13 protein-coding genes are annotated in these 17273 nt (G+C 51.6%); 7 read left to right on the top strand and 6 right to left on the bottom strand.

The features are described from left to right. Positions 1-136 precede the first annotated feature (136 nt). The 3 genes from asnB to ATY27_RS13480 all read left to right on the top strand — a co-directional run bounded on the left by asnB (position 137) and on the right by ATY27_RS13480 (position 4307). On the top strand, positions 137-1801 hold the full coding sequence (gene asnB / locus ATY27_RS13490; RefSeq protein WP_208931150.1) for an asparagine synthase B: 1665 nt from the start codon (positions 137-139) through the stop codon (positions 1799-1801). A gap of 197 nt (positions 1802-1998) precedes the next feature. After that, positions 1999-4065, top strand: a complete 2067-nt coding sequence (locus ATY27_RS13485) for a hypothetical protein (RefSeq protein ID WP_208931149.1) — start codon at positions 1999-2001, stop codon at positions 4063-4065. After that, on the top strand, positions 4065-4307 hold the full coding sequence (locus tag ATY27_RS13480; RefSeq protein ID WP_208931148.1) for a VF530 family protein: 243 nt from the start codon (positions 4065-4067) through the stop codon (positions 4305-4307). Before ATY27_RS13485 ends, ATY27_RS13480 begins: the two co-directional genes overlap by 1 nt. Here the strand turns inward: ATY27_RS13480 and ATY27_RS13475 are convergent, their stop codons facing one another. The 4 genes from ATY27_RS13475 to ATY27_RS13460 form a co-directional block, all read right to left on the bottom strand. After that, positions 4308-4703 (bottom strand): MmcQ/YjbR family DNA-binding protein, encoded by a 396-nt coding sequence (locus ATY27_RS13475; RefSeq protein WP_244151311.1) that lies wholly within the window; start codon positions 4701-4703, stop codon positions 4308-4310. Next, a complete protein-coding gene (locus tag ATY27_RS13470; protein WP_208931147.1) occupies positions 4684-6636 on the bottom strand; it encodes a methyl-accepting chemotaxis protein in 1953 nt (650 codons plus the stop codon). Before ATY27_RS13470 ends, ATY27_RS13475 begins: the two co-directional genes overlap by 20 nt. Before the next feature lie 188 nt (positions 6637-6824). Then, a complete protein-coding gene (locus ATY27_RS13465) occupies positions 6825-8849 on the bottom strand; it encodes a S9 family peptidase (protein ID WP_208931146.1) in 2025 nt (674 codons plus the stop codon). A gap of 96 nt (positions 8850-8945) precedes the next feature. After that, positions 8946-10466, bottom strand: coding sequence for a fumarate hydratase (locus ATY27_RS13460; RefSeq protein WP_208931145.1), 1521 nt, complete (start codon positions 10464-10466; stop codon positions 8946-8948). Positions 10467-10723: 257 nt separating this feature from the next. Here ATY27_RS13460 and pabB point away from each other — a divergent pair, with 257 nt between their 5' ends. The 4 genes from pabB to ATY27_RS13440 all read left to right on the top strand — a co-directional run bounded on the left by pabB (position 10724) and on the right by ATY27_RS13440 (position 14843). After that, positions 10724-12118 carry an aminodeoxychorismate synthase component I gene (gene pabB, locus ATY27_RS13455; RefSeq protein ID WP_244151310.1) on the top strand — a complete coding sequence of 465 codons (1395 nt, stop codon included), beginning with the start codon at positions 10724-10726 and terminating at the stop codon, positions 12116-12118. Further along, entirely contained in the window at positions 12115-12690 is a 576-nt protein-coding gene (locus ATY27_RS13450) for a CoA pyrophosphatase (protein ID WP_208931143.1), read from the top strand. Before pabB ends, ATY27_RS13450 begins: the two co-directional genes overlap by 4 nt. Before the next feature lie 153 nt (positions 12691-12843). Next, positions 12844-14226 carry an L-serine ammonia-lyase gene (locus ATY27_RS13445; protein WP_279614559.1) on the top strand — a complete coding sequence of 461 codons (1383 nt, stop codon included), beginning with the start codon at positions 12844-12846 and terminating at the stop codon, positions 14224-14226. A 314-nt stretch (positions 14227-14540) separates the two neighbouring features. Continuing rightward, positions 14541-14843, top strand: coding sequence for an isoamylase early set domain-containing protein (locus ATY27_RS13440; RefSeq protein ID WP_208931142.1), 303 nt, complete (start codon positions 14541-14543; stop codon positions 14841-14843). A 104-nt stretch (positions 14844-14947) separates the two neighbouring features. Here the strand turns inward: ATY27_RS13440 and ATY27_RS13435 are convergent, their stop codons facing one another. Both ATY27_RS13435 and ATY27_RS13430 read right to left on the bottom strand, forming a co-directional pair. Beyond that, the gene (locus ATY27_RS13435; protein WP_208931141.1) at positions 14948-16069 is read right to left on the bottom strand and encodes a beta-ketoacyl-ACP synthase III; all 1122 of its coding nucleotides are present in this window, start codon (positions 16067-16069) and stop codon (positions 14948-14950) included. Between the two features lie 124 nt (positions 16070-16193). Further along, entirely contained in the window at positions 16194-17231 is a 1038-nt protein-coding gene (locus tag ATY27_RS13430; protein WP_208931140.1) for an RDD family protein, read from the bottom strand. Between the last annotated feature and the right edge of the window lie 42 nt (positions 17232-17273).

The following is a 17273-nucleotide window of genomic DNA, read 5'->3' as shown; positions in this document are numbered from 1 at the left end:
CTGGTTACTTTGCAAAAAGCGGCAAAAAGCGCTTGCAATTTCTGCCCATGCTGGCAGAGTCAGAGAGGTACGTCTAAACGTACATACTGCCAAATGAAATGATTTTTTTCGGATTAACCAATACGGAGTTTTTACCATGTGTTCGATATTTGGGGTGCTTGACATCAAAACGGATGTTAAAGCGTTGCGTCAGCAGGCGCTACAGTTATCTAAGTTATTACGCCACCGCGGTCCTGACTGGTCTGGGGTCTGGAATGATAATAATGCCATTCTCGTCCATGAACGTCTGGCGATTGTAGATACTGAAAACGGTGCGCAGCCGCTGATTAATCCAAATCGAAATCACATTCTGGCAGTGAATGGTGAGATTTATAATCACAAGAATTTAGAGAAAAATTTAACCGTCGACTACAGCTTCCAGACCAAATCGGACTGTGAAGTGATCCTGCCGTTGTACCTGGAACACGGCGCTGAGTTTATCGACCAGCTACAGGGTATGTTTGCCTTTATTCTGTATGACGCTGAACAGCAGCGTTATCTGATCGCCCGCGACCATATTGGCATTATTCCGCTGTATTACGGTTATGACGAGCATGGCCAGCTGTATGTCGCGTCGGAATTAAAAGCTTTAGTGCCAGTCTGTAAACAAATGCAGGAATTCCCGCCAGGACATTATTTTGATTCGAAGATCGGTAAGCTGGTGAAATACTATCAGCGCAGCTGGATGAGCTATGACGCAGTCAAAGATAATCCGGCCGATTTGGGCGAACTCAAAGCTGCACTGGAACAGTCAGTGAAAAGCCACCTGATGTCTGACGTGCCATATGGCGTGTTGTTATCCGGTGGGCTGGATTCGAGTCTGATCTCAGCCATCACACAGCAATTTGCCCGTAACCGCGTCGAAGACGATGGCGCTTCGGAAGCATGGTGGCCACGTCTGCACTCATTTGCGGTGGGTTTACCGGGTTCACCGGATTTAAAAGCAGCACGGACCGTCGCTGATGCCATCGGCACTGTGCACCATGAAGTGAATTTCACGGTGCAGGAAGGGATAGATGCGCTGCGTGACGTGGTGTATTTCCTTGAAACTTACGATGTCACCACTATCCGAGCATCGACGCCGATGTATTTGATGGCACGTAAAATCAAGGCGATGGGCATCAAGATGGTGCTGTCTGGTGAAGGGTCGGATGAGATCTTTGGTGGTTATCTGTATTTCCACAAAGCGCCGAATGCCAAAGAGTTCCACGAAGAAACATTGCGCAAACTGGACCGCTTACACATGTTCGACTGTAACCGCGCCAATAAAGCCATGTCAGCCTGGGGTATCGAAGCCCGGGTGCCATTCCTCGACAAACATTTTATGGATGTCGCGATGCGCCTGAACCCACAAGCCAAAATGTGTGGCAACGGCAAAATGGAAAAACATATCCTGCGTGAATCTTTTGAAGGCTTGTTGCCAAAAGAGATTCTGTGGCGGCAAAAAGAGCAGTTCTCCGATGGTGTCGGTTACAGCTGGATTGACAGCTTAAAAGCTTTTGCCGAAAAAGAAGTGTCGGACCAACAGATGGCAACCGCCAGCTTCCGCTTCCCGGTCAATACACCGGATACCAAAGAAGGCTATTTGTACCGCACTATCTTTGAAGAGCACTTCCCGCATCCGGCTGCAATTGCCTGCGTGCCAGGCGGCAAATCTGTAGCTTGTTCAACTCCTGAGGCGCTGGCCTGGGATGCAAAAATGGCGCAACTGACCGACCCATCGGGCCGTGCCGTGCGCGACGTGCACGAACAGGGGTATTAAATCGCTGCTGACAACCCCGGCCCGGTGCCGGGGTTGTTTTTGCTAAGCCTGACCGTGACAGTTCGGGCCAATTTCGTCGCAGTCCTGCATTCACTTCTCTCACTGCTGTATTCCGGCTGGCGAATTTCTGCTAGATTAGCCGCTTTGTTGTCAGAGCCGCCTGCAGTTATTCCAACTGACGCACTGTTGAGAGCACCATGAATCTGTTAGTCAAATCTCTGTTTTGCTTTGTTTTTATTGCCATTTATACCCCAACTGTCAATGCCAGTCAGGCCTTAACCGGTTTATGGATCACCGATTTACAGGGGCAGAGCCTGGCTGATCCACAAACATCAGGTCTGACCTGGTGGAATGGTGAACTGCTAAGCCTCGGCGATCAAAGCGCAGCCCCTGATCTTCGGATGAAAATTTTCCGCCTTACTCCAGATACCGGCCGTTTTGTGACTGCACCAATCCCGATTACATTGTCAGATGATGTGCGTAAAAGCTGTTTCGGCGACTATCTGGCCAATTCTCCCGATTTAGAAGCATTAACCTGGGATAGAGTTGACCAGCAGACGTTAATCACCGTCACTGAAGATGCCAGCCGCGCCCAACTGAGCCCGGCCTGTGCACGCAAATTCTCCCAGACCAATTCAACCTCCTATCCAACTTTGTTGTTGAAGATCAGTATTGATGCTGCGTTGACGCGCGCCCAAATCACCGCCGTGCGGCCAGTACAGTTTCCGGCCGATGCCAACGTTGGCAACTTACCAAATGATGGCATTGAAGGGCTGGCGATTGATGACCATCAGAACCTGTACCTTGGTTTGGAAAAAAACATGGCCGGTCTGCCGGCTATTTTTAAAACCCGGCTGACGCCGGATTTCTGGACGCGGGATAATTTTATTAAAGTCATTGATGCCAACCTGACGTTACCGGATTTAGATGACCGGGGTCATCCAATTAATGACCTTGATTTTATGCCAAGCCCGGTACCAGGCCATCCGGGTTATCTGATCGCCGCCGCGCGCAATGATGATGAGTTGTGGGTATTTGACCTGACCAACCGTGTGCGGCCTTTTGTCCAGCCATTGCAGTTCTTTGTCGGTACCGATAATTCCGGCTTGTGCCCGGTGTACGAACGCGTGGTACAAACTGCACTGGAAGGCGTGGCCGTGCATGGTCAGACCTTGTATCTGGCGAATGATCCGTGGAAACAACATTATCCGGATAATGTGCAATGTGAAGTCAACACGCCGCATTTTCTGAAAATGGCGCCGCTGTTATTTCAAATGCCGCTCGATCCGCGTTGGTTCACCCTCAGCCGGTCACAAGCTACGCCGGCACTGCCAGGTATCAGTGGCATGGCGCAAATTGAACCAGATCGTTATCTGATAGTGCAGGATAAAAAAATATCCAACCCGGGCGAGCGTTTAGGTGTATTGCAGGTTTTTGCCGACAAAGCGCCGCGTTATCAGCCGATCCCGGTTAGCAACTGGCCAGAAGATCAGATGTCGAATGATCTGGAAAGCGCTTGTGCTCTGCCCGGTCGGCCGAACGAGTTTTTAGTTGCTGAATCAGGCAGCTGGCAAGGTGAATTTGGCCGGTTATTCCATATCCAGCTGTTGCAGACCAGCTATGCCCGTGTATTGGCCAGTTATCCGTTGCCGGTATTGTCTGATAACAATCCGCAACAACAAGGTGATCAGTTTGAAGGTTTGGTCTGTGCACAAAAAGCGGCGAATCGCTATTTGCTTGTGCTAGGTGAACGCGGTGGCGAACAACGTCGTGGTGGTCTGGTGCATGGTGATTTTGATATCGCTGCCGGGCAAATTTTATGGTCGCCACAGCGATTGACTGTGTTGCCACCACTGCCGGATCACAATGAGCCCTATCAGCGTGATATCGCAGATCTGTATCTGGAATCGAATGTGCTTTGGGCCAGCGCCGTACGAGAAGCTGGTCCGGCCGGTCCATTCAGCTCCTTTATCTATCAGGTAGCGCTGGTTGACCCTCAGGCAGTTGAGCCAGTGCGGCTGTTGGCATCCAGCCGGATCTTCTGGCAATTAGATGGTCTGAAAGTTGAAGGATTGGCGGCACCAAGCCCGTTATTGCCGGGTTCCAGCCTGTCTATTGGCAGCGAAGATGAAAAACTCGGTGGCATCTGGCGCTCGTTATTGGCACCGGCCGGCCAGCGCCCCCAGATCCCGGTTGCACCACCCCATCCTGTCGCTGAGCCGGTCAAACCGGTTGAATCGGCCAAACCCGGAGTAAAACCCTGATGTCAGCACCGCAACCGAAAAATCCGTTACACGGTTTTACTTTGCAACAGATCCTTGAACTATTACTTGCCCAGAATGGTGGCTTTGCGGGCCTGGCGAAACAAGTCAAATTGAACTGCTTCACCAATGACCCGAGCATTAACTCCAGTCTGAAATTTTTGCGCAAAACACCATGGGCCCGTACTGAAATCGAACAGTTGTTTATCCGCCAGCGCCTGTATCAAAAAACAGACCAGACCTAATCAATCCGGTGTTGGGCCCTGCGCTGCTTTGCGCCGCCGTTTCGGTTGGATCAGCGCCCAGGAATTATCAATTTGCCGTTTAATTTCATTCACCGGTACTGTTCCGTCCAGCATTACCGTATTCCAGTGTGTTTTATTCATGTGATACCCAGGCGTCACCGCGGCAAACAGCTGGCGTAACATCACAGCTTCGGTCGGATCTGCTTTAAGATTGATCCGCGCCAGTGTGTCTTTTTCCGTCAGGATCGCAAAGACTTTAGTGTGAGATTTGTACACGTATATATCTGGCCCAAACGGAAAATCTTCAACGCTGCCGGGTTGCTCCAGACAATAGGCCCGTGCCGCATTAAAACCAAAACTCATCAATAAACCGCCGTCATACTTTAAATTGTCCAACCGTCAGACCCAGCTCGTTGGCAAGACCCAATAAACTCTGGGTGTTATGCGCCACTTCACTGATCGCTGTGCTATTTTCTTCAGCGGCAGCGCTGAGGCTGGATACACTGCGGGCTAAAGTTGCACTGACACTGGTTTGCTCTTCAGCAGCGGTTGCCGTTTGCGCCATCAATCCTTTCAGCGACTGCAGCCGTTCATTGATCTGGCTGACCTGCCCCAGCATTTGTTCGGCTTCTATTTTGGCACTGTGAGCAATGTCGGCACATGCATCACTGCTGCCGGATAAATGGGCGGAGATCTGCAGAATGCCCTGGATCACCAAAGCGATATCCCGGGTCGCCAGCTGAACCTTGCCGGCTAACTGCCGAACCTCGTCTGCAACAACAGCGAAACCCCGGCCTTGTTCACCGGCGCGCGCCGCTTCAATCGCGGCATTTAACGCCAGTAGGTTGGTCTGATCTGCAATTGCCGTGATCACTGCCACCACTGAGGCGATCTTCTGACTATCCTGATCAAGCTGACTCACCTGGACCCGCATCTGATCAAAAGCACTGATGGTACGCTCCAGCCCCGCGCTGACGTGGCCAATCGTCTGGTTCAGAGCCGTCGCATTATGCTGACAACCATTGACCTCGTCAGCCGCTTTCACGGTATTGCTGCCGATTTCAGCGGCGGCATAACTCATCTCTTCCACCGCAGTTGCCAGCATTTCGGTCTCGCGCGCCTGCAACTGCATACTGCCATCGGCCTGGGTCATCGCTGCAGAGTTCGCTGCAGCCGCCATTTCCAGCGCGTGGCCGACGCCAACCAATTGACTCACAATTTGTCGCAACTGCTGCTGCATCCGACCTAACCAGCCCATCAGACTAGACGACGTTTTCGCCTGCAGCGGCATAGTTAAATCACCATTGGCAATCACACTGGTCAAATGGACCATTTCGGCCGGTTCGCCGCCCAATGGATTTAACACAAAGCCGGTCACCAGTTTGGCCACCAATACTGCAGCAACAATGGCGACCACTATGACCAGCAGACCAATCCACAACATCCGCTGCGCGGGTGCGGCAATCTCCGCCACATCGACTTCAGCCAGCAATGCCCACTGCAAACCAAAGGCGTTGACCGGTGCAAAAGCCGACACCACCGGGTTGCCATTGTAATCATCGATATACATTAAGCCGGCCTGGCCTTTTAATGCTGCAGTCGCCGCTTCAGTGTCTACGCCGTGCGTACTGACTGCGCCGGCAAAAGACGCTCGTACTGTGTGATTGCGACTATCAAGATATGAGTCAGAGCGCATGCGCTGGTCCGGCCCCACCAGATAACTTTCGCCGCTTTGGCCCATCCCTTCGCGCACCTGCATCACTGCGTTGATTTTATCAATCGACAATTGCACGGCGATCACATATTGCTGGTCAGCCAGACTGATACTTTTGGCCATAAACGCAGCTGGCTCACCTTTAGAAGGTGCATATGGCTGGAAATCTTCCAGGATCAGTTGACCCGCCTGGCTGCGGGCACGTTGATACGCTTTGGCTAAATTGGAATTGGCATAAGCACCATTGATCAGATTGCTTTGAAAATCAGCTTCACGCGCAGCGCTGTAAACCACCTGACCATCAGGCGCGATAACAAACACATCATAAAACCCAAGTTCGCGACCAATCGCCTGCAGTGAACCGTGCAGTGCTAACGGCTGCTGCGGCTGAAAACCGGCGGCAACGATCGCACCAACGGTATTTAGCCCGGCAGCAAAATCCTCAAACATCGCTTCGATTTGGCGCTGCTTGATTTCCCGCACAGCCGTTAATTTGGCTTCGGCCTGACTGAATAATTCAGCACGGGCTAACAGCGTGACAATGAAAGTGGCAACAATTAATGGAATTAAAGCGGTAACCAGACTAATCAGTCTGATTTTCGTGGTGAAGCGCATATCCACACATCCTTATGGCTGAGGCAAAACCGGAACGCTAAACGCGTTGTTCTACAAAGATATACAAGGGTTTTGTATTTGCAACTTTTAAGCAGCAGACAATAACTTTCTGCTGATAAATGCGCCGATCTGGCGCATAGATAACAATAAACCCGCACGTGGCGGGTTTTTATTGTAAGTTTTTCTGACTATTTTGCAGTGTGTTGTTTCATCCAGCTGAAGATTTCGTTATACCAACGCTCTGAATTGGCCGGTTTCATAATCCAATGGTTTTCATCAGGAAAAATTACCAGCCGGGAAGGAATGCCCTTGCGTTGCAAAGTAGTATAAGCGCCCAAACCCTGCGCGTAAGGCACGCGGTAGTCTTTCAGACCGTGAATGACCAGCATCGGCGTTTTCCAGTTATCAACAAAAGCGGCTGGATTGAACTTCTGATAGTCCGCCGCTTTATCCCAAACTGGCCCACCCATGTCATGTTCCGGGAACCACAATTCCTCAGTACTGCCATAGAAACTTGGCAGATCAAACAAACCGGCGTGCGTCACTAAACACTTGAACCCATCAGTCCAGTTGCCGGCGATCCAGTTCATCATAAAACCACCGTAAGACGCACCCAAAGCACAGGCATTATCTTTATCCAGCCATGTTTGCTGCTCGGTGACAAATGCCAGACCTTTTTTCAAATCTTCCAGTGGCTTGCCGCCCCAATCCCGCGCAATTGCATCGGTGAAAGCCTGGCCATAACCGGTCGAGCCGTGGAAATCGATCATCACGACGCCATAACCCTGCGCGGCCCATAACTGCGCATTCCAGCGCGTATTAAACATATTGCCAAAACTGCCTTGTGGGCCGCCATGCACAATAAAGGCAATCGGATATTTTTTACCCGCTTCAAAGTTCCACGGTTTCATCCAGTAGCCGTAGACCGTTTCATCATTGGCGCCAGGGAAACTGAATTGTTCAAATTCAGCCAACTGAATGTCTTTTAATGTCAATGCGTTGACCTGCGTCAGCGGGTAAGCTTCGCCACCGCTGTTTTTCAGCTGATAAATGTCCGCCGGCGCATTGAGCTGGTGATTGGTGAAAAACACATTGCTGCCGCGCACGGCGACGTCGCCTGCACTGCCGTTGCTATAGACTTTACTGACTTCACCAAAGGCATGGTCGATGGCAAAAATGCCTTTCTGCCCTAAGTCCTGTGCAGTGACATAAACGGTGCGGTTATCCGGCGCAAACACATAGTCTTCTACCGAGCGGTCCCACTGCGGCGCCAGTTCTTTGCGCTCGCCGGTCACCAGATCCAGCAGGATCAGACCAAAACGGTCGGCTTCATACACTGGCTTTTTCATCGCCAGATACGCCATATAACGACCATCGCCGGAGAATTTTGGTTTGGCATCCCAGGCCGGATTGTCTTTGGTCAGATTGATTTTCTGGCCACCATTTAACGACACCTGAAAAATATCAAAATTGGTATGCCAGCTTTGATCAGCCGCCGGGATTTTGGCACTGAATACCAGGTTTTTGCCGTCCGGCGTAAAAGCCGCTTCGCTGGTACCGGCGACATCTGTGTCCCATTCCGGCATTAAGTCTTTGGCATCTTTGATTGCAGTTTCTGCGATGTCAGCAACGAAGAAATGATTCTTCAGCCCATCTTCCCAGGTATCCCAATGCCGCACCATTAAAGAATCGTAGGCCGTCGCGCTGTCTTTTTTCTCAGCAGTTGTTTTGTTATGTGTGACGGTACAGGCTAAGTCTTTACAACCTGGTTTCACATCCAGCGTCAGCACTAATTTTTTGTCATCTGCCGACACCATGTAACCTTGCACATCAAGTGGCAGATCTGTGACCTGTCGGGCTTCGCCGCCAGTCAGCGGCAAACGCCACAGCTGGCTGGAACCGGAACGGTCTGCCAGGAAATATACAGCCGTACCGTCGGCGTTAAAACGCACATCATGTTCGCGGCCGGCGCTTTCGGTTAGACGACGCACTTTGTTGCCATCCTGTACATCGAGTAAATACAGGTCAGCCGTGGTGTCGGCGGGCGCAAGACCACCATTTTTCTGGCCATAGACCACATAACGGCCATCCGGCGAGACCTGGACGTCGTAAATTTTATTCAGTTTGTTTAGGTGCTCAATCGTCAGATTGGTTTTCGCCTGTGCCCCTGCTGCCACCAGCAAGGCACTGACCAGAATTCCCCAAGCTTTCATCTGGATACTCCGTTGTCGCAAATTTGGTTGTTTATATAGTTCTTATTGTAAAAACGCGCCTGAAGTTGCCTGCAGACGCGCTGTTTATCGAGCTTATCAGGCTTTTGCCGCCTCGGCGATTTTGACTTTCCAAATCGCCGGCCCTTGGTCGTGTACGTTATTGCCCTGGCTGTCGACAGCCACAGTCACCGGCATATCTTCGACGTCAAATTCGTAAATCGCTTCCATGCCTAAGTCGGCAAAAGCCACCACGCGGGATTTTTTAATCGCTTTGGATACCAGGTACGCAGCGCCACCGACGGCCATCAAATACACCGCTTTGTGCTCTTTAATGCTGGCAACGGTTTTATCACCGCGTTCAGATTTACCGATCATGCCCAATAAACCAGTCTGGCCCAGCATCATGTCGGTAAATTTATCCATCCGCGTTGCTGTGGTTGGGCCTGCCGGGCCGACCACTTCGTCACCGACCGCATCGACCGGGCCGACGTAATAGATAAAGCGGTTTTTGAAATCCACACCGTCCGGTAATGCTTCACCTTTGGCCAGCATATCGGCAATACGTTTATGCGCCGCATCACGGCCGGTTAGCATCTTGCCGGACAGCAGCACAGTTTCACCGGCTTGCCATTCCAGCACGTCAGCAGGAGTCACTGTATCGAGATTGACCCGGCGTACGTTTTGGCCCAACTCCCAGGTCACTTCTGGCCAGTCTTCCAGTTTTGGTACTGGTAAGTGTGCCGGGCCTGAACCGTCTAAATGGAAATGCACGTGACGGGTCGCCGCACAGTTCGGGATCATCACCACAGGTTTTGACGCCGCATGCGTCGGCGCTGATTTGATTTTGACGTCGACCACTGTGGTTAAACCGCCAAGGCCCTGCGCGCCAATCCCCAGTTTGTTGACCTTTTCGTACAGCTCAACGCGCAGTTTCTCTTCGCCGGTCTCTGCACCTCTTTCCAGCAGGTCCTGCATGTCGACGCTTTCCATCAGCGCTTCTTTGGCCAGAACCGCAGCTTTTTCCGCGGTACCGCCAATACCAATGCCGAGCATGCCTGGCGGACACCAGCCAGCGCCCATTTTTGGTAAAGTTTCCAGCACCCAGTCGACGACAGAATCAGACGGGTTCAACATCACCATTTTGGTTTTGTTTTCGCTGCCACCGCCTTTGGCGGCAATAGCCACTTCAACATGATGGCCAGCGACCAGATTGATGTGCACCACCGCTGGTGTGTTGTCTTTGGTATTTTTACGCGAACCGGCCGGGTCCATCACAATCGAGGCACGCAGCGGGTTCATTGGGTTCATGTAAGCACGACGGGTGCCCTCATCGACCATTTCCTGCACTGTCATGTCGGTTTTGTCCCATTTGACGTCCATACCGATATTAACAAAACAGGTGACGATACCAGTGTCCTGGCAAATCGGCCGGTGGCCCTGAGCGGACATCCGTGAGTTAATCAGAATTTGCGCGATGGCGTCTTTGGCGGCCGGATTTTGTTCTTTGTGATACGCCTTTTCTAAGGCCTGAATAAAATCCAACGGGTGGTAATAAGAAATGTATTGCAACGCATCTTCGATGCTGTCGATAAAATCTTGCTGGCGAATAACCGTCATAGGGTGCCCTTCTGCGTGGTTAGGGGCAGTCAGCGCACCGGCTGCCCTGATCTTTTTTTGATGCAACTTACATATGGTGTTTTTACAGCACCCGACCCTTGCCTGGTCCGGCACTGCTTCTCATTTTAAGCAGGGCTGCTATCATAACGCGCATCCTGTAGAGGCGGCTAGTCAGTTCATGCTGAATTCATCGGTTCTGACATCCCGGCTGCCGCCGAAAATTGATTGAGTCTGTGGTTATGTCTGTGCAGTTTCTTGTGTCGTCGGTTGTAACCGATTTAACCGGCTGTTTTCGTACTGTAGCAGCAGAGCCATTTGCGATGTTGCTCGATTCGGCTGCTCCAGACCACCCCAATAGCCGGTATGACATTCTGGTATGCCGGCCATTGGCATGCCTGACCGCAACGGGCAGACACTGTCAGGTGCATTACTTCGACTCGGCACAGCCGCGTCAACAAGTCAGCGATGCGGACCCATTTTTGCTATTAAAACAACTGCAGCTTGAGTTGTTACCGCAGTTACCGGCCGACGTGACCAGGCTGCCTTTTGTTGGCGGCGCAGTTGGTTTTTTTGGTTATGACCTCGGCCGCGTCACCGAAAAACTGCCACAGCTGGCACTGGCTGATATCCAGATGCCTGACCTGGCAATCGGCATTTATCGCCACGCACTGGTGCTGGATAAACAGCTGCAACAGCTGTGGTTTGTTGATGCCGAAGGTCAGGCTGAACAAAGTTTCCCGTTGTATCAGGCGCTGTTTGCCGACGCGCTGCAGGCGCCCGGTCAGCAGCCGTCTGCGGCTGCTTTTGCGCTGACATCGCCCTGGCAGGCCAATATGAGTCAGGCTGATTACCTGCAGAAATTCGAGCGTATTCAGCAGTACCTGCAAAGCGGCGATTGTTATCAGATTAATCTGGCGCAGCGTTTTACTGCCGGATTTGAAGGTGACGCCTACAGTGCTTATCTACAGCTGCGGCACAGTAACCAGGCGCCCTTTTCGGCTTTTATCCGTCTGGCAGATGCTGCGGTGCTGTCAATTTCACCAGAGCGGTTTATTGAAGTAAAAGCCCGGCAGGTGGAAACCAAGCCAATTAAAGGCACCAAACCACGGTTTTCTGATCCAGAGCTGGATGCACAAAGCGCCGAAGCGCTGCGTCAATCGACAAAAGATCGCGCCGAAAATGTGATGATAGTGGACTTGCTACGCAATGACCTTGGCAAAGTTTGCACGCCAGGCACTGTCCGCGTCCCCGCGTTGTTTGCCATCGAATCATTTCCGGCGGTGCATCATCTGGTCAGCACAGTCACCGGACAACTGGATGATTTATATCAGCCAATTGATGCATTGCGCGCAGCTTTTCCCGGCGGATCTATTACCGGCGCGCCCAAAGTGCGGGCCATGCAAATCATTGAAGAACTGGAGCCACACCGGCGTAATGTCTATTGCGGTGCCATTGGCTACATCAGTTTGCATGGCCACATGGACACCAATATCGCCATCCGCACATTAGTCATCGCCGACCAGCAAATTCATTGCTGGGCCGGCGGTGGTATTGTCGCAGATTCACAAGGAGTGTCCGAATATCAGGAAACCTACGACAAAGTAGGCAAAATCTTACCGGTGCTGATGCAAGGTAGCGGACAACAACCATGACCCTTGCCGAGACTGAACTCTGGATCAGCCGCTTTTTACTGCAACCCCCGCAACACGGCAGTGCTGAGCAAACAACGCCAAACGCCGCGGTGTTATTGCCTATTTTCCGCCATCAGGGTATCTGGACTCTGCTGATGACCCGGCGTGCCTTGCATCTGCGCCATCACCCGGGACAAATTAGCTTTCCCGGCGGCAGGATTGAAAACGGTGAAGCATCTTGTGCCGCCGCGCTGCGCGAGACTTATGAAGAAACCGGTATTGCCACCACACAAATCCGCTTACTCGGCAAGTTGCCGGCCATCAATACGTCGACTGGTTTTATCGTCGAGCCCTGGCTTGGCGTACTGGATCAACTGCCAAATTTAACGCTGCAACAAACCGAAGTGGATTCGGTACTGCTAGTGCCTCTGCACGAAGCACTGTCGGCGCAGCGCCGGCAAACGGAAGTCTGGCCGCTGCGCGGTCGCCGGCAACAGTTGCATTTTATCCCCTGGCAGCAACAGCTGATATGGGGCGCCAGTGCAGAAATGTTGTATCAGCTGGCACAACAAATAACGCCGCCAGTGCGCTGAATAAAGCTTTTCTGCCACAAACAGTAACGTTCGCTTGCCGCTCTATGGCCTGAATTGTTGTAAGCAGCACTGACCAGTGACAGCATCAGTTACAGAACGCCATGACATCCGGTACAATAGTCGTATTCTTATAAGGCAATAAAAGACAACCCTATGATTATCAGTGCTTTTGACATGTTCAGTATCGGCATCGGTCCGTCCAGCTCTCATACCGTCGGCCCAATGCGCGCCGCCAAGTTATTTACCGAGAATCTCGCCGCCAGCGGCCGGTTAGCAGACGTTACCAGTATCAAAACCGAATTGTATGGCTCTTTAGGCCAGACCGGCATTGGTCATGGTACCGGTAAAGCGGTGATCCTCGGCCTCTGTGGTTTTTTGCCGGAAAACTGTGATCCGGATCAGGTGCCAGGCATCCTGAAACAAGTGGATGAGCTGCAACAAATCACTTTAGCATCCGGCCATGTGGTGAATTTCCCGCGCGACGGCGCTATTGTGTTCCACCGCCGTAAAACCCTGAAAGAGCACAGCAACGGCATGGAGCTAATCGCTTTTGATGCCAACAAAGAAATTGTGTTCAGTGAAATCTATTTCTCGATCGGTGGCGGTTTTATTGTCAAAGCCGAAGATTTTGCCAACGAAAAAAAGGCCGCCAGTCAGTTTGCTGCCAACAATCCACCACCGTTCCCATTTAACAGCGGCGCCGAACTGCTGAAATTGTGCAAAGAAAATGGCCTGTCGATCGCCGCACTGATGATGGAAAATGAAAAAGTGTTGCGCACTGAACAACAGATCCAGGACGAACTGGGCCTGATCTGGCAAACCATGTACAACTGCGTACAGCGCGGCATGCGCACCGAAGGCATTCTGCCGGGTGGCCTCAAAGTTAAACGTCGCGCGCCGGCCCTGTATAACCGCTTATGCGCAGAAAAAAGCTCAGATCCGCTACAGGTGATGGATTGGGTCAATTTATTTGCGCTGGCAGTCAATGAAGAAAATGCTGCAGGTGGCCGCGTGGTGACAGCGCCGACCAATGGCGCTGCCGGCATTATTCCGTCAGTGCTGATGTATTACGACAAATTCATCCAGCCGGTCACGCCGGCGATCTACACCCGTTACCTGCTGACCGCCGCTGCTATTGGCATTTTGTATAAGAAAAATGCCTCAATTTCTGGTGCCGAAGTCGGTTGCCAGGGTGAAGTTGGTGTGGCCTGTTCGATGGCCGCTGGTGCGCTTACCGAAATTCTCGGCGGGTCAGTCGACAATGTCGAAAATGCCGCCGAGATCGGCATGGAACACAATCTTGGCCTGACCTGTGATCCGGTTGGTGGCCTGGTACAGGTGCCTTGCATCGAACGTAATGCGATGGGTGCGGTAAAGGCCATCAACGCGTCGCGTCTGGCATTACGTGGCACTGGTGAGCACAAAGTCTCATTGGATAAAGTGATTAAAACCATGTGGGATACCGGCCGCGATATGCAAAGTAAGTACAAAGAAACTTCGCGCGGCGGTTTGGCTGTCAATATCATCGAGTGTTAATCAACATGCCGGGGGCAAACGGTTGCGCCCGGCTTTATCCTGGTTTTGGCCAATAGCTGACGGCCGATACTGCTAAATATTTCAGCCACCCTGCTTTAGTCTGCAACGAAAGCTGGTTATGACTGCAAACGCACGAACCACAAGCATGTCTTGCTATATCATTCACGAATGAGTCCGGATCTGCATACGTTTTCACTGCGGATCACCGCTGCGTGTCATGTTGTTGTCAAACAGACTATGCTAGTTTTGCCACATCGCCCAAATCTTAAGGTATGGCCGGGCACTTGGATCTATTCAGCATAACGGAGTGAATCATGGCAATCAGCAAGCAATATCTGAAAACAAAACCGGCCTGTAAGGTGACATTTGTCGTGCCGGCCGAGCAAGCGGCAGCTGCCGAATCTGTAGTTCTGGTTGGTGAGTTTAACGACTGGCAGGACAACGAGATGAAAAAGCAGAAAAATGGCGACTTCAGCCTGACGCTGACGCTGCCGAACAACAGCAGCTTTCAGTTTCGCTACCGCTTAGGCCATAACGATTGGCGCAATGACGAGCAGGCTGACGACTTTGTGCCTTCGCCTGTGTCGTATGACCAGAATTCTTTGATCCGGCTCTGATGGCGGCGCTGATCAACATCAGCGCTGAAATCTGACCCGAATCAACTCAGGTCAGTGAAACAAAAAACGGCAAACCAGAGGTTTGCCGTTTTTTATTGCATAGATTATCTCGCGCGTTTGAGGATCAAACAGCCAATCGAATAACCGGCACCAAACGAACACAACACACCAAAGTCGCCAACGGCCAGGCCCTGTTTGTTTTGATGGAAGGCAATAATTGAACCGGCCGACGCGGTATTGGCATAAGTGTCCAGCACCAGCGGCGCTTCGCCCGGCTCGGGTTCACGCCCGAGGATTTTGCGTACGGCAAAAATATTCATATTAATATTGGCCTGATGCAACCACAGTCGTTTTAAGTCCTGTGCCGTCACGTCACACTGCGCCATTTCGCCTTCGATGACTTCGGCAACCAAAGGCAACAGCTCTTTAAATACTTTGCGGCCTTGTTGGCGGAAAAAAGGCGTCAGCGGATCGGCATCCGGATAACAATGTTCAACATAACTGACATCACAACGGATATTGTTGGAAAATTCGGTTTTTAACCGCATACCAACTATTTCATAGCTGTTATCAGCGGTGGCGGTTTCAGCCGCTTCGATGATCGTTGCGCTGCACACATCACCAAAAATGAAATGACTGTCGCGGCTGGTATAGTTGACCTGTGGCGAGGCAAATTCAGGGTTCACCACCAGCACAACCGACGCAGTGCCGCCACGGATCGCATTCACCGCATTGCTGATAGCAAAAGTGGCGCTGGAGCAGGCCACATTCATATCAAAGGCATAACCCTTGGCGCCAAGCTGTTGCTGCAGTTCAATCGATAACGCCGGATAAGGCCGCTGAATATTTGACGCGGCACAGATGATCAAATCAATTTGGTCCGGCGTTTTACCCGCCTGGGCGATTGCTTCTTTCGCTGCAGCCAATGCCATTTCGACCATTTCCGGCATTTCATCTTCAGTACGACGGCGAAACACCGGCTGCATTACCTGCGGGTCCAGAATGCCGTCTTTATACAACACGTGACGTGATTTAATACCGGAGGCTTTTTCGATAAATTCACAGCTGGAATATTCCAGCGCAGCCACTTCGCCTGCCGCAATTGCTGGTGCATTTTCGGCATTAAATAAATCGACATATTGATTAAAGCTGGCGACCAGCTCTTCGTTACTGACGGTTTCTGCTGGTGTAAATACACCTGAACCTGTGATCAGAATTGGCTTCATGCGTTCTCCACTACTCCGGATCACAAAGGTTGGATCTGGTCGGATGGGTGATAAAAATTGCAGTATAACTCAGCAGGAAAAACAAAGGCAGTAGCGATCTGCGACTGCCCGAACCGGAAATTGATTAATGCGTCAGTGGCCGCTTTGCTTTGCCCAGCCGGATCACGACGGTTGATGCGACTTTATCCTGAATGGCTTGCCGGTTCGGATCCCATAAAATTTGCAGAAAACCGAGCATACCTGTCGCAATACCTGCACCATAACCGCCTTGCCGGCTAAAAGCGCCAAATAAATTCAGCTCTTTGCCATCAAGTTGGATCACCTTAATCCGCATTAGCTTTTTACCCATAGTCTGGCCATGGCACCAGGCGATCGTTGCGGTGAAATAGAACACCGCCCAGCCGACGCCAATGCCTAAATCCGCGAAAATGCCTTTGACCCAGGCCACCACACTATGGGTGTTTTCATCAGGTAAATACCAAGGCAAAGGTGCTTGTGCGGCCTGCGCAGGTTTTGCTTCAGCCTGCACCACCGGTGCGGCTTCAGGTAAGTCTTTTAACAATGCTTCACGATACGTAGACCATTGCGCCGGCGGAAAATCTGACCCCTGCACTAAACCGTCCAGCATTTCAGTGGCAGCCACTTTATCCACGCCGGCTCTTCGCAACATTTTCGCCACCTTTTCCAGCTCTTTTTCCATGCAGTCGAGCTTGCAGCTCTCAGCCTGGATTTTCAGCGCGCTGGTGGCCAGCACCATTGCCTGATCTGCGCTTAATTCAGTTTCGCCGACTTTTCGCTGGGTCTCTTCTTTAACGATGAGTTCAGGCATCCAGGTCGCTGAGGCAGACAGAAACGCGGTGACCAGCAGTAACACGATGACATGATTGAATTTTTTTGCCTGCAGCCGGAACCAGATCAGATAGGTCATCACTGGTAAAATCAGCAACAAACTGGCCTTGGCAAGACCGGAGATAATGATGCCGTCAATCGCCATCGCAATGGCACGCCGCAGTGGGTGTGCAGTTGGCACCCCGAGCAGATTCGGACAGACTTCAAAGGCATAAGGCGTCACAATCTCCCGGCTTTCGCGGCGCGTCAACGGCGTACCGGTTTCACCTTGTGGCACCGGTGTGGCCGGCAGATCATATTTTGTTTCTGGCATCAGAACGACTCCCGTTCAGGGTTATTAGCCGATACTAACAAC

The organism is Rheinheimera sp. F8, assembly GCF_001518915.1.
This window is presented reverse-complemented; position numbering and strand designations above follow the sequence as displayed.

Excerpts from the sequence above, each read along its gene's own strand:
- asnB (WP_208931150.1), top strand. The coding sequence starts at position 137 with ATGTGTTCGATATTTGGGGTGCTTGACATCAAAACGGATGTTAAAGCG.
- ATY27_RS13485 (WP_208931149.1), top strand. The coding sequence starts at position 1,999 with ATGAATCTGTTAGTCAAATCTCTGTTTTGCTTTGTTTTTATTGCCATT.
- ATY27_RS13480 (WP_208931148.1), top strand. The coding sequence starts at position 4,065 with ATGTCAGCACCGCAACCGAAAAATCCGTTACACGGTTTTACTTTGCAA.
- ATY27_RS13470 (WP_208931147.1), bottom strand. The coding sequence starts at position 6,636 with ATGCGCTTCACCACGAAAATCAGACTGATTAGTCTGGTTACCGCTTTA.
- ATY27_RS13465 (WP_208931146.1), bottom strand. The coding sequence starts at position 8,849 with ATGAAAGCTTGGGGAATTCTGGTCAGTGCCTTGCTGGTGGCAGCAGGG.
- ATY27_RS13460 (WP_208931145.1), bottom strand. The coding sequence starts at position 10,466 with ATGACGGTTATTCGCCAGCAAGATTTTATCGACAGCATCGAAGATGCG.
- ATY27_RS13450 (WP_208931143.1), top strand. The coding sequence starts at position 12,115 with ATGACCCTTGCCGAGACTGAACTCTGGATCAGCCGCTTTTTACTGCAA.
- ATY27_RS13445 (WP_279614559.1), top strand. The coding sequence starts at position 12,844 with ATGATTATCAGTGCTTTTGACATGTTCAGTATCGGCATCGGTCCGTCC.
- ATY27_RS13440 (WP_208931142.1), top strand. The coding sequence starts at position 14,541 with ATGGCAATCAGCAAGCAATATCTGAAAACAAAACCGGCCTGTAAGGTG.
- ATY27_RS13435 (WP_208931141.1), bottom strand. The coding sequence starts at position 16,069 with ATGAAGCCAATTCTGATCACAGGTTCAGGTGTATTTACACCAGCAGAA.
- ATY27_RS13430 (WP_208931140.1), bottom strand. The coding sequence starts at position 17,231 with ATGCCAGAAACAAAATATGATCTGCCGGCCACACCGGTGCCACAAGGT.